This window comes from Mitsuaria sp. MSU3D (assembly GCF_056867975.1).
Map to the genome: position 1 here is coordinate 6,545,687 of NZ_CP200314.1, position 17,566 is coordinate 6,563,252.

Consider the following 17,566-nt stretch of genomic DNA (forward strand, 5'->3'; position numbering starts at 1 on the left):
TGCCGATGCCCGCACCGCCCGCACCACTCGCACCGCCCGCACCACTCGCACCGCCCGCACCACTCGCACCACTCGCATCACTCGCATTTCATGCGCTGAACGGGCGGCTCGCGCAGCGTCCGCGGCGCCCGCAGCAAGCTCGTACAAGCATCGGGCGTGGGCAGCGCGGAGAATCACGGCATGAGCAAGAAATCCGCCCATGTCAGCGAAACGCTGGCGACGCAAATGCTGCGCCAGCACAAGGTCGCGTTCGGGGAACATGTCTACGACTACGTCGATCACGGCGGCACCGGCGAGTCCTCCAAGCAGCTCGGCGTGCCCGAGCACGAGGTCGTCAAGACGCTGGTGATGCAGGACGAGAAGGCGCAGCCGCTGATCGTGCTGATGCACGGCGACTGCACCGTCAGCCTGAAGGAGCTCGCCCGGCAGATCCCCTGCAAGAAGGTCGAGCCCTGCAAGCCGGACGTCGCCCAGCGCCACAGCGGCTACCTCGTCGGGGGCACCTCGCCGTTCGGGACGCGCAAGGCGATGCCGGTCTTCGTCGAGGCCACCGTGCTGGCGCTGCCCCGGATCCTGATCAACGGCGGGCGTCGCGGCTACCTGGTCAGCATCGAACCCCGGGTTTTGACGGAGCTGCTCGCGGCCCGTCCGGTCGAGTGCGCGCTGAAGTCCGGGGCAGAATAGCGCCCCATGCAAAGTGTCCTGTTTCCCTTGTTGGCTGTCGTGGCCGGGTATCTGATCGGCTCGCTGTCCTTCGCGGTGATCGTCAGCCGGCTGATGGGCCTGTCCGATCCGCGCAGCTACGGCAGCGGCAACCCGGGCGCGACCAACGTGCTGCGCTCCGGCAACAAGGCCGCGGCGATCCTGACGCTGGTCTTCGACGCGCTCAAGGGCTACGTGCCGGTGCTGCTGGTGCTGAAGTTCGGCGAGCCGTACGGCCTGGAGGAGGGCACCGCCGCGCTGGTCGGCCTGGCGGCCTTCATCGGCCATCTGTGGCCCGTCTTCTTCAAGTTCATCGGCGGCAAGGGCGTCGCGACCGCGGCCGGCGTGCTGCTCGCGATCAACCCGTGGCTTGGCCTGTCCGTGCTCGGCGTGTGGATCGCGATGGCGGTGGTGTTCCGCTACTCGTCGCTGGCGTCGCTGTCCGCCGCCATCGCCGCGCCGCTGCTGCAGATGCTCATCTGGGACGTCGGTCCCGAGCTGCCGGCCATCGCGCTGATGAGCCTGCTGCTGATCTGGCGCCATGCGCCCAACATCAAGAAGCTGATGGCAGGGACCGAAAGCAAGCTCGGTCAGAAATCGGCCCCCGTTCCCGTCGTGCCGGCCGCCAAGTCCCATCGCCACGAGGAATCGCGCGCGCATCGGCACGATCCCAAGCGCGGTCACAGGGCTTCCAACAAGCCTTCCGGCAAGCCTTCCAACAAGTCCAACCAGCACAGCAAATGAGCAACATCGAACGCTTCGACGTCGGCCCGCGTCTCTCCGAGATGGCCATCCACAATGGCGTGGTCTACCTGGCCGGCCAGGTGCCGGAAGACGCCACCGCCGACGTCAAGGGCCAGACCGAACAGGTGCTGGCCATGATCGACAAGCTGCTGGCCCGCGCCGGCAGCGACAAGACCAAGATCCTGCGCGCGCAGCTGTACATCGCCGACGTCAAGGACCTGGCCGGCATGAACGCCGCCTGGGACGCCTGGGTGCCGGCCGGCCACACGCCGCCGCGCGCGACCGTCGAGGCCAAGCTGGCCAAGCCCGAGTGGAAGATCGAGATCGTGATCACCGCGGCGGTCTGAGCCTCCGCGAGGCCTGCGGGCCTCTTCATGCAAAACGCCGGCTTCGCGCCGGCGTTTTGCTTGGTGCCTCGAACGGGCGTCGCGCCCGCTCGCGATTCACTCGTCGGCTTCGGCCTCTTGGAGCTCCAGGCCGAGGCAGGCCGGATCCCCGCAGCCGCGCCGCACGAGCACCGGCGGCTCGGCCGTGAGGTCGACCACCGTGGTCGGCTTCATCGGGCAGGCGCCCGCGTCGATGATCAGCTGGATCAGCTTGTCGTAGCGGGCGGTGATCTCTTCGGGGTCGTTGATGGGCTCATGCTCGCCGGGCGGGATCAGCGTCGTGGCCAGCAGCGGCCCGCCGATCAGCGCGAGCAGGTCCTGCGTGACGCGGTGGTCCGGCACGCGCAGGCCGATGGTGCGGCGCGACGGGTGCGAGAGCCGCCGCGGCACTTCCTTGGTCGCTTCCAGGATGAAGGTGAACGGCCCCGGCGTGGCCGTCTTGATCATCCGGTACTGCTTGTTGTCGACGCGTGCGTAGCTGCCGAGCTCGCTGAGGTCGCGGCACAGCAGCGTCATGTGGTGCTTGTCGTCGACGCCGCGGATGCGGCGCAGCGCCTCGGCGGCCGCCTTGTCGTCGAGCTGGCAGACCAGCGCGTAGCTGGAGTCGGTCGGGATGGCGCCGATGCCGCCCTGGCTCAGGATCTGCGCCGCCTGGCGCAGGAAACGGGCCTGCGGGTTGTCGGGATGGACTTCGAAGATCTGGGCCATGGTCCTCACCTGTGGCAATCGGCGTGCGAGCCGATCATGGAGCCGGTCTGCGCCGGCGGATGATTCCGGTGATCCCTGCCGCGATGCCCGGTGATCCGAAGCGATCCCCGGCGGTCCGCAGCAGTCGGCGGGATCAGGCCGGCCAGTGGATGCGGTGCTCGAGCGCGCCCCACACCGGTTTCAAGCGGCCGGAGAGGTGCTGGTCGAGTTTGCCGACGTCCACGCGGCTCTCCTCCGGACTGTGGAAGTCGGAGCCGCGCGACGCGAGCAGGTCGAATTCGAGCGCCGTGTCCGTGTACTGGACCATGTCGCCCGACGTGTGGCTGCCGGTGACGACCTCGATGCCGCGGCCGCCGTGCGCGATGAATTCGGTGATCAGCGCGTACTCCTCGGTCGGCGTGAAGCCGTAGCGGCCCGGATGCGCGATGACGGCCAGCCCGCCGGCGTCGACGATCCAGCCCACCGCGTCGCGCAGCGCCGCCCAGCGGTGCGGCACGAAGCCGGGCTTGCCTTCGGTGAGGTAGCGGCGGAAGACCTCGGGCACGTCCGAGCACTGGCCCGTTTCCACCAGGAAGCGCGCGAAGTGGGTGCGGGAGATCAGCTCCGGGTTGCCGGCGAACTTGAGCGCGCCTTCATAGGCGCCGTGGATGCCGGCCCTGGCCAGATCGTCCGACATGTCCTTCGCCCGCGCGCCGCGGCCGCCGCGCGTGGCGCGCAGGCCGGCGACGATGCGCGGATCCTCATGGTCGAAGCCCAGCCCCACGATGTGCACGACCTTGCCGGCGAAGGTCACGGAGATCTCGACGCCGGTCAGGTAGGGCAGCCCCGCCGCCCGCGCGGCCGCCATGGCGCGCTGCTGGCCGCCGACCTCGTCGTGGTCCGTCAGCGCCCAGAGCTCGACGCCGTTGGCCTTGGCGCGCGCGGCCAGCGCTTCCGGCGACAGCGTGCCGTCGGAGACGGTCGAGTGGCAGTGGAGGTCCGCGTTCGTCTGCGGGTGCAGGGCAGGCACCGCCATCTGCCCGGGCGCGGCGGCGGAAGCCGGCGGCGCGTCGGTGGGGGCGGAGGAAACCGGCGGAGCCGGCAGAACGGGGGAAGGGGTATTCACCCCGTCGATTCTAGGAGCGGCGCCATGTCCGTGACGCCGGCGCTGGATCGGCGGCGGTCGACGAAGTAGCGACTGGGCCCGGTGCCGCACTTGGCGACGTGCTTGGGCTCGGCCAGCGCGGCGGACAGCGCGCGCACGCTGTCGAAGGCGCCGGGCTGCACCTGGATCACGCCGGCGCTCAGCGTCGGCAGCGGATTGAAGGATTCCTGGTTCTGGCGGTTCAGCGTCACGTAGCCGCCCAGCGCCTGGTGTTCCGCCGAGAAGAAGGGGCGGATCTGGCGGTCGAACTCGCGGCAGACGCGCGTGATGCGGGCGGTCCAGTCGGGCGAGCCCAGCACCATCACGAAGTCGTCGCCGCCGATGTGGCCGACGAAGTCCAGCGCCGGGTCAGCGGCGTCCTGCAGGATCTGCGCGCAGAGCTTGATGATGTCGTCGCCGGCGGCGTAGCCGTAGACGTCGTTGAAGGGCTTGAAGTGGTCGATGTCCCAGGCGACGACGACGAACTCGCGGCCCTCGTGCAGCAGCGCGTCGAGGTGCTGGTCGGTCGGCACGTTGCCCGGCATCAGCGTCAGCGGGTTGGCGTAACGCGCGCTGTGGACCTGCAGGTCGGAGACGGCCTTGAGCAGGTCGGTGCTGCGGCCGGTGCCGAAGTATTCGCCGTTGCGGGTGACGATGAAGCCGTCGACCATCAGCCGGTCGTCGAGGCTGGAGATCGCGTCGCTCATCTCGCGCAGCGAGGTGCCCGCGTCGAAGATCAGCGGCTGCGGGTCCATCAGCGCGGTGCACGAGCGCTTCTCGTGGATGTCCATGAAGTAGCGCTCGGCGCTGCGCTTGAGCACCTGCAGCGAGCGCAGGATGCCGATCGGGCGGTTCGATTCGTCCAGCACCGGCATCGAGAACAGCTGCTCGTCGCGCTGGAACATGTCGGCCACGGTCTGGCAGTTGAGCTTGGGCGTGACGGTGTGGCTGCGGCGAGCCAGCTGCGCGGCGGTCGTGATCGCGTCGGGCGGCAGGCGCATCCAGTCGGCGCTGCGGCGGCGGTGCTCGGGCGCGAGCAGCGCGTCCACCTCGGCCCGCAGCGCGGCGCGCGGCGCGGCGCTCGGACGCGCGAGCAGGTAGCCCTGGCAGACCGGCACGCCGAGGCGACGCAGCACGGTGAGATCACTGAGCTGTTCCAGGCCTTCGGCGACGACGGTGCAGCCGGAGCTGGCGGCCATCTCGAGGATCGACCGGACGAACTGCTGCTTGAGCGGTTCCTGCGCGATGCCGTCGATGAAGTGGCGGTCGATCTTGACGAAGTCCGGCCGGATGTCCATCCATCGCTTCAGGCTCGCGAAGCCCTCGCCCAGGTCGTCCAGCGCGACGACGAAGCCCAGCTCCCGCAGGCTGCGCATGCTGTCCTGCAGGCGTTCGGGCTCGAGGATGGGCCGCGTTTCGGTGAGTTCGATGACGACACGCGACGCAGGCAGGTCGAGTTGCGCGAACTCACGCGCGATGAGCGCGCCGCGGTCGCTGGTGGCGAGCAGCGTGTCGGCGGTGAGGTTCAGGAAGAGCTGGCCGGGGAGCTTGAGTTCCTTGAACCGGCGCAGCGCGCGGCGCACGACCAGCCGCTCCAGTTCCACGAGCCGGCCCAGGCGCGCGGCGGTCTCGAACAGCACCAGCGGCGAATGCAGGGGCGTGTCCGCCGGCCCGCGCGTCAGCGCTTCGTAGCCCAGGATGTTGGCCCGCTCGATCTCGACCAGGGGCTGGAAGTGGATGTCCAGCGCGCCGTCGCGAATGATGGCGGACAGGGCGATGCTCAACGGGTCGGGCGGTTGCAGATGGGTGGTCGGCATGGGAGGACACCACGGCGGACGGTGCGCCGCGTGGTGTCCCCATTCTGGGTGGCCTCTATGTCATCGATTTGACAAACAGTTACAGCAGGGGTCAGGTGTGAACGACCTCACGGCTTCTGCTTGCTGAAGTCCCGCTCCGGGAACAGGCGGGTCGTGAGCGCGCCCAGGCTTTCGTGGACGACGTCGACGTTGGTCTCGTCGATGATCAGTTTGGTGATCTGCGGACTCAGCGCCTTGCGCAGCAGGCCCAGGAAGCGCGGCGCGGCCACGACACGCAACTGCGTCACCTCGCCGTTGTTGTAGCCGTCGTCCAGGGTCTTGGCCACGCGCGCGGCGAAGCTGATCGCCTCCTGATGCGATTCATCGACGCTCGCCGACGAGGTCACGTTGTTGCCGCGCCGGCCTTCGGCGTCGCGGCGCAGGTCCGCGTTGTTCGCATGGGCGGCGGCATCGGTCAGCGTCGTGACGTCCTCCAGGTCGCCACCTTCCTCCGGCAGCTTCAGCAGGCGCGCCACGCCCTCGTCGGCCACCAGCACCCAAAGCTTCCCGTCGTCCTTGTAGGCAGTCATCTCGTTCCTTCAACAGAGTTCTCGTTGGACCCAGGGCGGCAATCGTCGTACCCATCGCCCTCTGCGTTCCCTGCACCGCTGGGGAAACACCGGTGGAACGGGCACTCCCGGGCATGGTCCACTTCTTGTTCGAAGAACAGACATCGAATTTCGGGAGGGATATGACACACGAGAGGGAGAGCCGCCGGGCGCCGAGCCGGCTCGCGGGGTGGGCGTTGCCGGTCGTGGCGGCGCTGTTGACCGGCTGCGCCGCCAGCAACGTCGCGCCAACCTATGTCCCGAAGGTGGAGTCCGGGAAGGGCGTGCTCGTGGGGTCGATCACCTACACCGGCCCGTTGGGCAGCTATGGTTTCAGCATGCGGCCCGTGGAGGGCGGCGGGCCTTCGACCAAGATCGCTCACGGCACGGCGATGATCGTGAATCCGTTCGAGATCCGTGATCTGAAGCGGATCGACCCGGACTTCAAGTCCCGCGGCTCGCTCTTCGCCGTCGAGATGCCGGCGGGACGCTACGTGATCGAGGAATGGGCCATCGACGTCGGCACCGTCCACGTCCGATCGACGGGCATCCTCAACGACGTCGTCATCGACCTCGAACCCGGCAAGGCCGTGTACCTGGGCAACTACCACTTCGTGGCGGATCGGGAGTTCCTCAACATGATCTCCGGTGGTCGGGTCACGCTGACCGAGAAGTTCGAGCGCGACCAGGCCGCCTTCCGCAAGCGCTATCCGGGCATGAGCGACACGCCCTTCAGTTCGGCGATCCAGTCCGGCACGAAGATCGAGAACTTCGGCGGCCGGACCCAGACGCGCATGGACCCCATCTACGTCCCGATCGTCCGTTGAGACGCACCGCGGCGCTCGCGTGCGAGACGGTCCGTCCGGCATGCGGTTTGCCCGACACCGGCAGGCGGGCCGCCTCGGGCACGTCTCCTTTCGCGAGTGAACGATTCCATGGACACCTCCGCCGCCGTCAGCCTCCACATCGTCTGCCCCTCGTGCGGCGCGAAGAACCGCGTGCCGCGCGAGCGCCTGGGCGAAGCGCCCGATTGCGGACGCTGCGGCACGCCGCTGATGCGGCCGGAGGCCGTGGACCTCACGCCGGAGGTGTTCGACAAGTTCATCGCGGGCACTGAACTGCCGGTCGTCGTCGACTGCTGGGCGGCGTGGTGCGGCCCCTGCCGGATGATGACGCCGCAGTTCGAGAAGGCTGCGGCGATGTTGCCCGAGGTGCGCTTCGTCAAGCTCGATACCGAGGCCGCGCCGCAGCAGAGCGCGCGCTACGGCATCCGCAGCATTCCCACGATGCTGCTGTTCCTCGACGGGCAGGAGATCGCCCGGGAGTCCGGCGCGATGCCGGCGGCGGCGATCGTGGAGTGGCTGCGCAAGCAGTTGCTCGGCTGAGCGCCCCGGCCGATCTACTCGGCCATCGCCTCCACGACCATCTGCACGCGCTGCTGGCCCTGGAATTCGTCGAGGCTCAGGCGATACGCCAGCGTCACCTGCTCCGGCAACTGCTCGGTGTGGCCGAACCAGATGGCATCGCGGATCCAGGCCCCCTGGCGCAGGCGCAGCTTGAGGTGGCGCTCCCCGACGATGCGCTGGTTCACGACCTGCACGCGGTCGCAGAACAGCGGTGCCTCGAAGGCCTGGCCCCAGACCTGGGCCTCCAGCTCCTGGACGGTTTCGGCGCAGAAGGCCTCCGGCGGCAGCGGGCCGTCGGTGCGCAGCGTGCGGGTGAGCGAGGCTTCGTCCAGCCATTCGCGTGCGACGTCCTCGAAGGCCGCGGCGAAGGCCTCGACGCCGCCGGGCGCGAGCGTGCAGCCCGCCGCCATCGCGTGGCCGCCGAACTTGCGCAGCAGGTCCGGGTGGCGTTTTGACACGAGGTCCAGCGCATCGCGCAGATGGAAGCCGGGGATGGAGCGGCCCGAGCCCTTGAGCTGGCCGTCCGCGCCCTCGGCGAAGACGAACACCGGGCGATGCAGCCGGTCCTTGATCCGCGAGGCCACGATGCCGACGACGCCTTCGTGGAAGTCGGCGTCGAATAGCGCCAGCGCGGGCGGCGGCGCGCCGTTCAGGCGCGGATCCGTCATCAGGCGTTCGAGCAGCGCGAGCGCCTGCTCCTGCATGCCGGCTTCGATCTCGCGACGCTCGCGGTTGATGCGATCGAGCTCGCGCGCGAGGGCCAGGGCCTGCTCGCTGTCGTCCGTCGTCAGGCAGGTGATGCCCAGCGTCATGTCGTCGAGACGTCCGGCGGCGTTGATGCGCGGGCCGAGCGCGAAGCCGAGGTCGAAGCTGTTGGCGCGTGACGCGTCGCGGCTCGCCGCGGTGAACAGCGCCTGCACGCCCGGCTGCATGCGGCCGGCGCGCATGCGCCGCAGGCCTTGCGCCACCAGGCGCCGGTTGTTGGCGTCGAGCCGCACCACATCGGCGACGGTGCCCAGCGCGACCAGGTCGAGCAGGCCGTCGAGCCGCGGCGGCGCGTTTTCGCCGAAGGCGCCGCGGCGGCGCAGCTCGCCCCGCAGCACCGTCAGCACGTAGAACGCCACGCCGACGCCGGCGAGGCTCTTGCCGGGGAAGGGGCAGCCCGGCTGGTTGGGATTCACCAGCGCGTCGGCGTCGGGCACGGTGGGCTGGCCGTCGGCGGTGACCGCGGGAAGGTGGTGGTCGGTGACCAGGACCTTCAGCCCGAGCGCGCGCGCGAAGGCCACGCCGGCGTGGCTGGCGATGCCGTTGTCGACGGTCACGAGCAGCTTGGGCTCGTGCTTCAGCGCCAGCTCGACGATGGTCGGGGTCAGGCCGTAGCCGTGGACCGCACGGTCAGGCACGACGTAGCTGACCGTGCCCGGCTTCGCGCCGAGCAGCGCCAGTCCGCGCAGCATCACCGCACAGGCAGTGGCGCCGTCGCAGTCGTAGTCCGCCACGATGCAGATGTGTTCACCCCCAGAGATCGCGTCGGCCAGCAGCACTGCGGCCTTGTCGATGCCGAGCATGCCCAAGGGACCTTCGGGCGGCAGCAGGTGCTTCAGGTCGGGGTCGAGCTCATCGCGGGACAGCACGCCCCGCGCCGCGAAGAGACGCGACAGCAGCGGCGAGAAACCGGCCGCCTGCAGCGCGTGCGCGGAGTCCGGCGGGACGTCGCGGGTCAGGATGCGGGGACTGCTCACAGATGCTCCAGGGCGGTGGCGACGGCGGCGCTCGGCGCCGCGAATCGTTCCTTGAGCCGCTGCCAGCCGCTGGCCGGCTGGCGTCTCCAGGTGCGGGCCAGGCGCTCGCCGCTCAGGGTCAGCGAGACCGGCTCGCCCGTGCGCGCGGCGTTCAAGGCCTGCTCGATCGGGCCCTGGTCCAGCGCCTTCCATCCTTCGCTCCACGCGTACAGGTCGCCGGTCAGCATCGGCGCGCGCAGGCGCGTGTCGATGAGGAGTCCGGCAGGCAAGGCATTGCCGCGCTCACGGGCGCCGCCGCCGATCCAGACGGCGTTCAGCGGGCGCAGGCCGCGCTCCTCGCGGGCCTGGTTGAGGGGGTGATCGTGCAGCAGCATCTGCGCCTCGTTGAGCAGCGTGCGCAGGCGGCGCGCGCGCGGGTACCAGGTCTCGACACCGCGATTGAGCACGCGATCCGCGCTGGCCGCTTCCAGGCCGTCGAGCTCGTCATGGGCGATCGCCCATTCGCCGGTGGACAACCAGGCGGTCCGCCAGCCCTCGGCGGCGGGGAACAGCACGGTCGACAGCGCGTCGAGGAAGGCGCGGGATTCCGCCTCGTCCAGATCGAGCGTCTCGGGGCCGAGCGCGGTGACGCCCTCGGTGCCGACGGCGAAATGGGCCGGCGTCAGCAGGGCCCAGGCGGCGTCGGCGGGATCCTGCCCGGCGGCGCGCACGCGCCAGGCGGCGATCGGCGGATGGTCGTCGGCGACGCCGCGGCGTCGCGCCAGGAAAAGGTCGTGCGGGGGGAGCGGGGAAGTCTCCTCGGCGTCGCCGACATCCTCCACCGGGGCCAGCAACCCGAGCAGGCGGCTCAGGTTCGGCAGCTCCAGCTCGCGCAGGGCGCCCTCGAAATGAGGGTCCAGCGAGCTGGCGAAGGGGATCATCAGGTGCATGGCGGGGGATTATCGGCGGTCCGGTCATCAAGCTTTCATCCAGGGTCGGCAACCTGTGGGGCCATGCTGACCGACACCCTCATGGCCGCCGCTGTTTCGAACGAACCGCCTGGGGCCGAGGCGGAAGACGGCGGGTCGATCCGCGTGCGCACGGTGTGGATCTCCGATCTGCACCTGGGCACGCCGGGTTGCCAGGCCCGGGCGCTGCTCGACTTCCTCAGGGAGGTCGAATGCGAGCAGCTCTTCCTCGTCGGCGACATCGTCGACGGCTGGCAGCTGCGCCGCAGCTGGTACTGGCCGCAGGAGCACAACGACGTCGTCCAGAAGCTGCTGCGCAAGGCACGCAAGGGCACCCGCGTGATCTACGTGCCGGGCAACCACGACGAATTCGCCCGCAAATACCTGCAGCACAGCTTCGGCGGCATCGAGGTCGCGCACGAGTGGATCCACGAGACCGCCGACGGCCGCAAGTTCTGGGTCACGCACGGCGACCTGTTCGACGGCGTCATCCAGCATGCGAAGTGGCTCGCCCATCTGGGCGACACGCTCTATGAGTTCACGCTGAAGCTGAACCGCCACCTCAACTCGCTGCGCGCGCGCATGGGCCTGCCGTACTGGAGCCTCAGCAAGTACCTGAAGCTCAAGGTCAAGCGCGCGGTCTCGTTCATCGGCGAGTTCGAGCAGGCGCTGGCCCGCGAGGCCCGCAAGCGCGGTGTGCAGGGCGTCGTCTGCGGCCACATCCACCATGCCGAGCTGCGCGACATCGACGGCATCACCTACGCCAACGACGGCGACTGGGTCGAGAGCCTCACCGCCCTGGTCGAGCATGCGGACGGCCACCTCGAGATCCTGGACTGGGCCGAGCGCCAGCGCCTGATCGCCGAGCAGGGGACTGCCGAAGCGCTGGCCGCCGCGATGCGCCAGCCGGCCTGACACGACCCGACCCTGGCAGGGGGCTCCGTCGTCCTGACGGGGGACGGATCTCGTCCTCGACTGCGGTGCAACGGGGTGTGACCCGCCCGAAAGAGGGTCACCTGACTGTCACACCAGCTTCATAGAATCAGTCCATGACTTTGCCTGACGTTCCGCTGCTCAACCGCGAAAACGCGATCCTCGAGTTCAACCGGCGCGTCCTGGCCCAGGCCCAGCGCGTCGACGTGCCGCTGCTGGAGCGGCTGCGCTACATCTGCATCGTGTCCAGCAACCTCGACGAGTTCTTCGAGGTGCGCTTCGCCGACATGCTGGACGTGCAGCGCGACGGCAGCGGGCTGGTGACGCCGCGCGACGTCGAGCGTGTCGGCCGCGCCGCCCACGACCTGATCGACGAGCAGTACGGGATCTTCAACGACCAGGTCATGCCCGCGCTGCGCGAGCACAACATCCAGATCCTGAACCACGCCGACCGCACCGATGAGATCCGCGCGTGGGTCGCCAAGTTCTTCGAGCGCGAGGTGCGTCCGCTGCTGGTCCCGGTGGGCCTGGACCCGGCGCATCCGTTCCCGCAGGTCGGTAACAAATCGCTGCACTTCATCGCCCGCCTCTCGGGCAAGGACGCGCTGGGGCGCGACAACCGCATCGCCATCGTCAAGGTGCCGCGCGTGCTGCCGCGCGTGATCAAGGTGCCGACGGCCATCAGCGGCGGCAAGCAGAGCTTCGTGCTGCTGACCAGCGTCATCCGCGCGCATCTGGAAGAGCTGTTCCCGGGCCGGCATGTCGAGGCGTTCTCGCAGTTCCGCGTCACGCGCGACTCCGACCTGGAGGTCGACGAGGAAGAGATCGCCAACCTGCGCCACGCGCTGCGCTCCGGCCTGACGACGCGGCACTTCGGACGCGCCGTGCGACTGGAGGTGGTCAACACCTGCCCCGAGGAACTGTCGCGTTTCCTGCTCGAGCAGTTCGACCTGCCGGAGGCGGCGCTGTACCGGGTCAACGGACCGGTCAACCTCGTGCGCCTGAACGAGCTGATCGACCAGACCGACGCCGAGGACCTGCGCTTCCAGCCCTACGAGCCGAGCTGGCCCAAGGGCCGGCTGCCGCGCGGCAAGTCGATCTTCGACAAGCTGCGGACCAAGGGCGACGTGATGCTGCATCACCCGTTCGAGAGCTTCGATCCGGTGGTGCAACTGCTGCGCGAGGCGGTCGAGGATCCGGACGTGCTGGCGATCAAGCAGACGATCTACCGGACCGGCAGCCAGTCGGTGCTGGCGGACCTGCTGATCGAGGCGGCGCGGCGCGGCAAGGAAGTGCTGGCGGTCGTGGAGCTGAAGGCGCGCTTCGACGAGGAGGCCAACATCAACTGGGCGGAGCGGCTGGAGGCGGTCGGCGCGCAGGTGGTGTACGGCATCGTCGGCCTGAAGACGCATGCGAAGCTGATGCTGATCACGCGCCGCGAGGGCGGCAAGCTGCGCCGCTACGGGCATCTGTCGACCGGCAACTACAACCCGAAGACGGCGCGCTTCTACACCGACCTCGGGTATCTGACGGCCGACTCGGAGATCACGGCCGACATGGACCTGGTCTTCAGCCAGCTGGCGTCCTTGTCGAAGTTCAAGGCGCCCAAGAAGTTGCTGCTGGCGCCGTTCAACCTGCACCGCACGATGTGCGAGCTCCTGACGCAGGTCGAGGACGCGGCCCGGCGCGGCGAGACTGCGCGGGTGGTCCTGAAGATCAACGCGCTGACCGATGCCGAACTGATCAATGGCTTGATCCGTGCGGGCAAGGCTGGCGCGAAGATCGACCTGATCGTGCGGGGCGCCTGCATGCTGCCGCCGGGCCTGCCGGGCGAGACGGACAACATCCTGGTGCGCTCGGTGGTGGGGCGTTTCCTGGAGCACTCGCGGATCTTCTATTTCCGCTGGGGCAAGGACGAGCAGGAGGCGCTGTACCTGTCGAGTGCCGACTGGATGGCACGCAACATGCTGAGACGGATCGAGGTGGCGTGGCCGATCACGGACGCGAAGCTGCGCCAGCGCGTGATCGACGAAGGCCTGACGCCCTACCTGTACGACACCCTCGACGCCTGGCAACTGGGCCCCGACGGCACGTCACAACGCATCGGCACCGAGGGCAACCCGAACAGTGTCTGTGCGCAACAGGCGCTGATGCGCCTCTACCGCGAAGAGCTCTGACCTGACCCCAAACGACGCTGCCCCAAACGGACCAGAGCCCAGACGAAGTCCTCGTTCCCGATGGACAGGCATGGCCCGGGCCGGCGACGAAGTCGAGCTTCAAAAAAACTGACTTGGGCGCCGTCTGTCCGAGCGGCGCGAACCGCAGGTGAGCAAAGCGAGTTGGCGCCCGCTCGACGCCCGGCGCCGGCCCGGGCCATGCCTGTCGCGCTCGGTGACGTCAGGCTTCCAGTGCCAACTGGACCTTCCCGACCTTGGCCCACGCTTCCAGCTCCTCCCGGAGCAGGAAGTGAGCGCGGGGATGGGTGTCGGCCCAGCCCTTGCGCATCTCGATGGTGACGTCCATGCCGTCGCGGCGGATCTTGATATCGGCCGGATCGACGTTGCTGCGCGCGTGGCACTTGATGGCGGCGAGGCGGAGCGCGAGCAACTGCCAGACCATCGGTTCTTCCTGCAACTGCTCCTCCAGCTTGCGCAATCCACCGCGCTGACCGAGCGCGAGGTCGCCGAGGCGCCGCAGCTGGTTCTGCGAGAAGCCTGGCGCGTCGACATGCGACAGCAGATAGGCGCTGTGCCGATGGTGGTCGTGATGGGAGACCATCATGCCGATCTCGTGGAGCGCGGCGGCCCACGAGAGCTCGCGACGATGCTCTTCCTCGGCCTTCGGCGACAGCTGTGCGTGCAGACGCTGCGCCAGCGACTGCACGCGGCCGGCCTGTTCGCGATCGACGGCGAAGCGGCGCTGCAGCTCGGCGACGGACTGCTCGCGCATGTCGCGGCCGGCGGCGAGCAGACGCGGATCGAGGCGTTCCGCGAGATCGAAGATGACCCCCTGGCGGAGCGCGCCCCTGGCGGGGTGCAGGCGGTCGATGTCGAAGTGGGTGAGCAGCGTGTACAGGATGCACAGACCGCCGCCGACGACGGCGCGGCGGTCTTCCTTCAGACCGGCGAGCTTGAGCGCATCGACGCGGCCGGCGACCAGGCACTGCTCGATGCACCAGCGCAGACCGTCGAGGGTGATGGAGCCGTCGGGGCTGACGCCGTTGGCGGCCAGGATCTGCGCGACGGCGCCGACGGTGCCGGACGATCCCAGCGCCTGCTTCCAGCGCGGTTGCGCCGACTGGCGCGAGAACTGGGTGATGGCTTCCTCGAGCTCCGCGCCTGCGGCGACCTGCGCGGCGCGGAAGGCTTCGGCCGTGAAGCGGCCTTCGGGGAAGAAGCGCATCGACAGGCTGACGCTGCCGATCTGGAAGGATTCCGTGCTCACCGGCTGCGGGCCGCGGCCGAGGATCATCTCGGTCGAGCGGCCGCCGATGTCGATGACCAGGCGCGGGTCCTCGGCCGTCTGCAACCGGGCGACGCCGGCATAGATGAGACGGGCCTCCTCGCGGCCGGAGATCACCTCGATCGGATGGCCCAGCACCTCCTGCGCCCGCGCGAGGAAGGCGTTGCGGTTGCGCGCCTCGCGCAGCGTCTGCGTGGCGACCGCGCGCACCTGCCGGCCGGGCAGGCCCGACAGGCGTTCCGCGAAGCGGCGCAGACAGGCGAGGCCGCGCTCGGTGGCCTCCTCGGTCAGCATGCTCATCGCATCCAGGCCCGCGCCCAGGCGCACCGTTTCCTTCAGGTAGTCCAGCCGGCGGTACTGCCCGTGCTGCAACTGGGCGAGTTCCAGACGGAAGCTGTTGGAGCCCATGTCGATGGCGGCCAGGATCAGGGGAACTTGCGCTTGCGTCATGGGTCGCGATTGTCGCGGTGTTTGGCGTCCCCGCCGGGAACGAAGTGCTTTCATCCTGCGGTTCATCATGCTGTCGCACGGCACCCGCGCTAGCATCCGGCGTTCCGTCCACCACGTATCCCAGCAGAGGAGCCGCAGATGACGAATTCCGATTCCCGCGCCGAAGGCGCCGCCGGCCTGTCCCCTGAACAGGCCGACGCGATCCGCGATGACATCGACACGCTGACGCCGGGCCGGGCCTTCAGCCGGCGGGCCTTCGTCGGCACGGCGGTGGGCAGCGGTTTCGCGGCCGCGGTGCTGCCGGTGTCCGCGCAGACGATCACCACCGACACGCAAGGCCTGGATGCGGGTCCGGTGTCGATTTCCGTCGGCGACTTCAAGATGCCGGCGTACGTCGCCCAGCCGGCGGGCAAGAAGAACGCCCATGTCGTGCTGGTGATCAGCGAGATCTTCGGCGTGCACGAGCACATCGCCGACGTCGCGCGCCGCTTCGCGAAGCTGGGCTATCTGGCGATCGCGCCGGACCTGTTCGCGCGGCAGGGCAACGCGACCGTGTATTCAGACATCGCCAAGCTGCAGAGCGAGATCATCCAGCGCACGCCTGATGCGCAGGTCATGAACGACCTGGACGCGGCGGTCGCGTGGGCGAAGCAGCAGGGCGGCGACACCTCGAAGCTGGCGATCACCGGCTTCTGCTGGGGCGGTCGGATCGTGTGGCTGTATTCAGCGCACAGCAAGGCGGTGAAGGCCGGCGTGGCCTGGTACGGCCGCCTGCAGGGCCAGACGAATGCCATGACGCCCAAGCATCCGATCGATGTCGTGGGGCAGTTGAACGCCCCGGTGCTGGGCCTGTACGGCGCCCAGGACAACGGGATTCCGGTCTCGACGGTCGCCGCGATGCAGGAGGCGCTCAAGCAGGGCAGTGCCGCGGCCAAGGCGAGCGAGTTCGTCGTCTACCCGGACACCGGCCACGCCTTCCACGCCGACTACCGCCCCAGCTACAAGCCCGAGCCCGCCAAGGACGGCTGGGCACGTTGCCAGGCGTGGTTCAAGCAGCACGGGGTTTGAACGTCCTCCGAAGCAGGGGGGCTTGACGAGTCTGAGACAATTTTCAGAACCCCAACCGGCGCACCCCCAGTGGTGCGCCTTTTTTATCCATGACCCTGACCTACATCCTGCTGGTGACTTTCGCCGGCGGTCTCGCCTCCGTGACGATCGCGGCGATGCTGACGGTCGGCCTGCTGAGCCGCATCGTCAAGCATCTGGTGAGTCTGTCCACCGGCGTGCTGCTGTCGACCGCGCTGCTGCACGTGCTGCCGGAGGCATTCGAGAGCGGGGCGGATCCGCACAACCTGTTCCTGGCGCTGCTGGGCGGGCTGATGTTCTTCTTCCTGCTGGAGAAGGCCGAGCTGTACCGCCACACCCACCACCACGAGGGAGACGGGCACCACCACCATCACCATTTCGACCAGGAGCAGGCGGGTCGGGGTGGGTTGTCGGTGCTGGTGGGGGACTCGATCCACAACTTCTGCGACGGGATCATCATCGCCGCCGCCTTCCTGGCGGACCACCACCTGGGCTGGGTCACCGCGATGGCGATCGTCGCCCACGAGATTCCGCAGGAAGTCGGCGACTACATCGTGCTGCTGAACGCGGGCTTCACACGCAAGAAGGCCTTGTTCTTCAACGCCGTGTCGGGGATGGCGGCGGTGGTCGGCGGACTGGTCGGCTACTACGTCGTGGGGCCCTGGCAGCAGCTGTTCCCCTACCTGCTGGTGGCCGCTTCGAGCAGCTTCGTCTATGTCTCGGTCGCCGACCTGATCCCGCAACTTCAGCGTCGGCTGCCCTGGAAGGACACCGCCTTGCAGTTGCTGTGGCTGGGCGTGGGCATCGTGTTCGTGCTGATCGTCGTGGGCGGCAAACACGCCCACTGAAGCCGGCCGGAGGCGCCCGGGAGGGCGCTCCGGTCAAGGCCAGGGACGGGTCATCACTGCGGCGCGCCTTCGCCGTGCACCACCAGCACCGGGAAGGCGCAGTGCGTCAGCACCTTCTGCGTCTCGCTGCCGAGCAGCAGGGCCTGCAGCCCGCGCCGGCCGTGCGTGGCCATCACCAGCAGGTCGGCGTTGACGCGCTTGGCGTGCTCGATGATGGCTTCCCAGGGGTGGAGCGCCTCCACGCTGTGGGCCTCGATCTCCAGGCCCTGCGCCTGCGCCAGTGCGAGCACCTGCGCCAGGCGCTCCTGCGCGATGCGCTCCTGGGCGTCGAAGAATTCCTGCGGCGGCGTCGGCTGCATCTCCGACACGGCGCTGTAGGGGAAGGGTTCCTTGACGCTGATGGCAAACAGCCGGGCGTCGTGGAACTTTGCCAGCTTGATGGCGGTGTCGATCGCCTTGGCGGTGATGTCGGAACCGTCGGTGGGAATCAGGATGCGCTGGAACATGGCGAGCCTCCTTCGAGCGAACGGGGTAGGGCTGAGTGGACCCGACCCCCACCACAGGCGGGGTCAGGGCTTGCCTTCGCAGTCTGACCTTCCCATGGTGCTCGCGCCATGCGCGTTGT

17 protein-coding genes are annotated in these 17,566 nt (G+C 68.9%); 9 read left to right on the forward strand and 8 right to left on the reverse strand.

What is annotated here, in order from left to right; all coding sequences use genetic code 11:
* Positions 1-180 precede the first annotated feature (180 nt).
* From AC1VNM_RS28830 to AC1VNM_RS28840, 3 genes are read left to right on the forward strand one after another with little or no spacing between them, the layout of a single operon-like run.
* Positions 181-684: an aminoacyl-tRNA deacylase gene (locus AC1VNM_RS28830; protein ID WP_431102161.1), complete on the forward strand. Its 504-nt coding sequence runs from the start codon at positions 181-183 to the stop codon at positions 682-684.
* Positions 685-690: 6 nt separating this feature from the next.
* Positions 691-1,446: a glycerol-3-phosphate 1-O-acyltransferase PlsY gene (gene plsY, locus AC1VNM_RS28835; RefSeq protein ID WP_483109190.1), complete on the forward strand. Its 756-nt coding sequence runs from the start codon at positions 691-693 to the stop codon at positions 1,444-1,446.
* Entirely contained in the window at positions 1,443-1,793 is a 351-nt protein-coding gene (locus AC1VNM_RS28840) for a RidA family protein (RefSeq protein WP_377156888.1), read from the forward strand. Before plsY ends, AC1VNM_RS28840 begins: the two co-directional genes overlap by 4 nt.
* A gap of 96 nt (positions 1,794-1,889) precedes the next feature.
* Here AC1VNM_RS28840 and AC1VNM_RS28845 read toward each other — a convergent pair whose 3' ends face one another.
* The 4 genes from AC1VNM_RS28845 to AC1VNM_RS28860 all read right to left on the reverse strand — a co-directional run bounded on the left by AC1VNM_RS28845 (position 1,890) and on the right by AC1VNM_RS28860 (position 6,049).
* Complete coding sequence (locus tag AC1VNM_RS28845; protein WP_431102164.1) at positions 1,890-2,540, reverse strand: L-threonylcarbamoyladenylate synthase; 651 nt, start codon at positions 2,538-2,540, stop codon at positions 1,890-1,892.
* Positions 2,541-2,673: 133 nt separating this feature from the next.
* A complete protein-coding gene (locus tag AC1VNM_RS28850) occupies positions 2,674-3,555 on the reverse strand; it encodes a 3',5'-nucleoside bisphosphate phosphatase (RefSeq protein ID WP_483109352.1) in 882 nt (293 codons plus the stop codon).
* Between the two features lie 86 nt (positions 3,556-3,641).
* A complete protein-coding gene (locus AC1VNM_RS28855) occupies positions 3,642-5,480 on the reverse strand; it encodes a bifunctional diguanylate cyclase/phosphodiesterase (RefSeq protein WP_483109191.1) in 1,839 nt (612 codons plus the stop codon).
* Positions 5,481-5,587: 107 nt separating this feature from the next.
* Entirely contained in the window at positions 5,588-6,049 is a 462-nt protein-coding gene (locus AC1VNM_RS28860; protein WP_377156882.1) for a host attachment protein, read from the reverse strand.
* Positions 6,050-6,210: 161 nt separating this feature from the next.
* On the opposite strand from AC1VNM_RS28860, the gene AC1VNM_RS28865 reads away from it, so the two are divergent.
* Positions 6,211-6,894 carry a hypothetical protein gene (locus AC1VNM_RS28865; RefSeq protein ID WP_483109192.1) on the forward strand — a complete coding sequence of 228 codons (684 nt, stop codon included), beginning with the start codon at positions 6,211-6,213 and terminating at the stop codon, positions 6,892-6,894.
* Positions 6,895-7,002: 108 nt separating this feature from the next.
* Entirely contained in the window at positions 7,003-7,452 is a 450-nt protein-coding gene (gene trxC / locus AC1VNM_RS28870; RefSeq protein WP_483109193.1) for a thioredoxin TrxC, read from the forward strand.
* Positions 7,453-7,466: 14 nt separating this feature from the next.
* On the opposite strand, the gene recJ is transcribed toward trxC, so the two are convergent.
* Together recJ and AC1VNM_RS28880 are read right to left on the reverse strand one after the other, a co-directional pair.
* On the reverse strand, positions 7,467-9,215 hold the full coding sequence (recJ, locus tag AC1VNM_RS28875; RefSeq protein ID WP_377156877.1) for a single-stranded-DNA-specific exonuclease RecJ: 1,749 nt from the start codon (positions 9,213-9,215) through the stop codon (positions 7,467-7,469).
* A complete protein-coding gene (locus tag AC1VNM_RS28880; protein ID WP_483109194.1) occupies positions 9,212-10,144 on the reverse strand; it encodes a hypothetical protein in 933 nt (310 codons plus the stop codon). Before AC1VNM_RS28880 ends, recJ begins: the two co-directional genes overlap by 4 nt.
* Before the next feature lie 81 nt (positions 10,145-10,225).
* Here AC1VNM_RS28880 and AC1VNM_RS28885 point away from each other — a divergent pair, with 81 nt between their 5' ends.
* A complete protein-coding gene (locus AC1VNM_RS28885; protein ID WP_377161506.1) occupies positions 10,226-11,077 on the forward strand; it encodes a UDP-2,3-diacylglucosamine diphosphatase in 852 nt (283 codons plus the stop codon).
* A 134-nt stretch (positions 11,078-11,211) separates the two neighbouring features.
* Positions 11,212-13,272, forward strand: coding sequence for a polyphosphate kinase 1 (ppk1, locus tag AC1VNM_RS28890; RefSeq protein WP_483109195.1), 2,061 nt, complete (start codon positions 11,212-11,214; stop codon positions 13,270-13,272).
* A gap of 220 nt (positions 13,273-13,492) precedes the next feature.
* Here ppk1 and AC1VNM_RS28895 read toward each other — a convergent pair whose 3' ends face one another.
* Positions 13,493-15,007 carry a Ppx/GppA phosphatase family protein gene (locus AC1VNM_RS28895; protein ID WP_483109196.1) on the reverse strand — a complete coding sequence of 505 codons (1,515 nt, stop codon included), beginning with the start codon at positions 15,005-15,007 and terminating at the stop codon, positions 13,493-13,495.
* A gap of 138 nt (positions 15,008-15,145) precedes the next feature.
* On the opposite strand from AC1VNM_RS28895, the gene AC1VNM_RS28900 reads away from it, so the two are divergent.
* Together AC1VNM_RS28900 and AC1VNM_RS28905 are read left to right on the forward strand one after the other, a co-directional pair.
* Positions 15,146-16,075 (forward strand): dienelactone hydrolase family protein, encoded by a 930-nt coding sequence (locus tag AC1VNM_RS28900; protein WP_377156873.1) that lies wholly within the window; start codon positions 15,146-15,148, stop codon positions 16,073-16,075.
* 89 nt (positions 16,076-16,164) lie between these two features.
* Positions 16,165-16,941, forward strand: coding sequence for a ZIP family metal transporter (locus AC1VNM_RS28905; protein ID WP_377156871.1), 777 nt, complete (start codon positions 16,165-16,167; stop codon positions 16,939-16,941).
* 53 nt (positions 16,942-16,994) lie between these two features.
* Here the strand turns inward: AC1VNM_RS28905 and AC1VNM_RS28910 are convergent, their stop codons facing one another.
* The gene (locus tag AC1VNM_RS28910; RefSeq protein WP_377156870.1) at positions 16,995-17,447 is read right to left on the reverse strand and encodes a universal stress protein; all 453 of its coding nucleotides are present in this window, start codon (positions 17,445-17,447) and stop codon (positions 16,995-16,997) included.
* Between the last annotated feature and the right edge of the window lie 119 nt (positions 17,448-17,566).

What these genes read in the sequence shown, in the direction of transcription:
- AC1VNM_RS28855 (WP_483109191.1), bottom strand. Translation starts at nt 5,480, where the DNA reads ATGCCGACCACCCATCTGCAACCGCCCGACCCGTTGAGCATCGCCCTG.
- AC1VNM_RS28885 (WP_377161506.1), top strand. Translation starts at nt 10,226, where the DNA reads ATGGCCGCCGCTGTTTCGAACGAACCGCCTGGGGCCGAGGCGGAAGAC.
- AC1VNM_RS28850 (WP_483109352.1), bottom strand. Translation starts at nt 3,555, where the DNA reads ATGGCGGTGCCTGCCCTGCACCCGCAGACGAACGCGGACCTCCACTGC.
- AC1VNM_RS28905 (WP_377156871.1), top strand. Translation starts at nt 16,165, where the DNA reads ATGACCCTGACCTACATCCTGCTGGTGACTTTCGCCGGCGGTCTCGCC.
- AC1VNM_RS28830 (WP_431102161.1), top strand. Translation starts at nt 181, where the DNA reads ATGAGCAAGAAATCCGCCCATGTCAGCGAAACGCTGGCGACGCAAATG.
- AC1VNM_RS28840 (WP_377156888.1), top strand. Translation starts at nt 1,443, where the DNA reads ATGAGCAACATCGAACGCTTCGACGTCGGCCCGCGTCTCTCCGAGATG.
- plsY (WP_483109190.1), top strand. Translation starts at nt 691, where the DNA reads ATGCAAAGTGTCCTGTTTCCCTTGTTGGCTGTCGTGGCCGGGTATCTG.
- AC1VNM_RS28910 (WP_377156870.1), bottom strand. Translation starts at nt 17,447, where the DNA reads ATGTTCCAGCGCATCCTGATTCCCACCGACGGTTCCGACATCACCGCC.
- AC1VNM_RS28865 (WP_483109192.1), top strand. Translation starts at nt 6,211, where the DNA reads ATGACACACGAGAGGGAGAGCCGCCGGGCGCCGAGCCGGCTCGCGGGG.
- AC1VNM_RS28880 (WP_483109194.1), bottom strand. Translation starts at nt 10,144, where the DNA reads ATGCACCTGATGATCCCCTTCGCCAGCTCGCTGGACCCTCATTTCGAG.
- trxC (WP_483109193.1), top strand. Translation starts at nt 7,003, where the DNA reads ATGGACACCTCCGCCGCCGTCAGCCTCCACATCGTCTGCCCCTCGTGC.
- ppk1 (WP_483109195.1), top strand. Translation starts at nt 11,212, where the DNA reads ATGACTTTGCCTGACGTTCCGCTGCTCAACCGCGAAAACGCGATCCTC.
- AC1VNM_RS28895 (WP_483109196.1), bottom strand. Translation starts at nt 15,007, where the DNA reads ATGACGCAAGCGCAAGTTCCCCTGATCCTGGCCGCCATCGACATGGGC.
- AC1VNM_RS28900 (WP_377156873.1), top strand. Translation starts at nt 15,146, where the DNA reads ATGACGAATTCCGATTCCCGCGCCGAAGGCGCCGCCGGCCTGTCCCCT.
- AC1VNM_RS28860 (WP_377156882.1), bottom strand. Translation starts at nt 6,049, where the DNA reads ATGACTGCCTACAAGGACGACGGGAAGCTTTGGGTGCTGGTGGCCGAC.
- AC1VNM_RS28845 (WP_431102164.1), bottom strand. Translation starts at nt 2,540, where the DNA reads ATGGCCCAGATCTTCGAAGTCCATCCCGACAACCCGCAGGCCCGTTTC.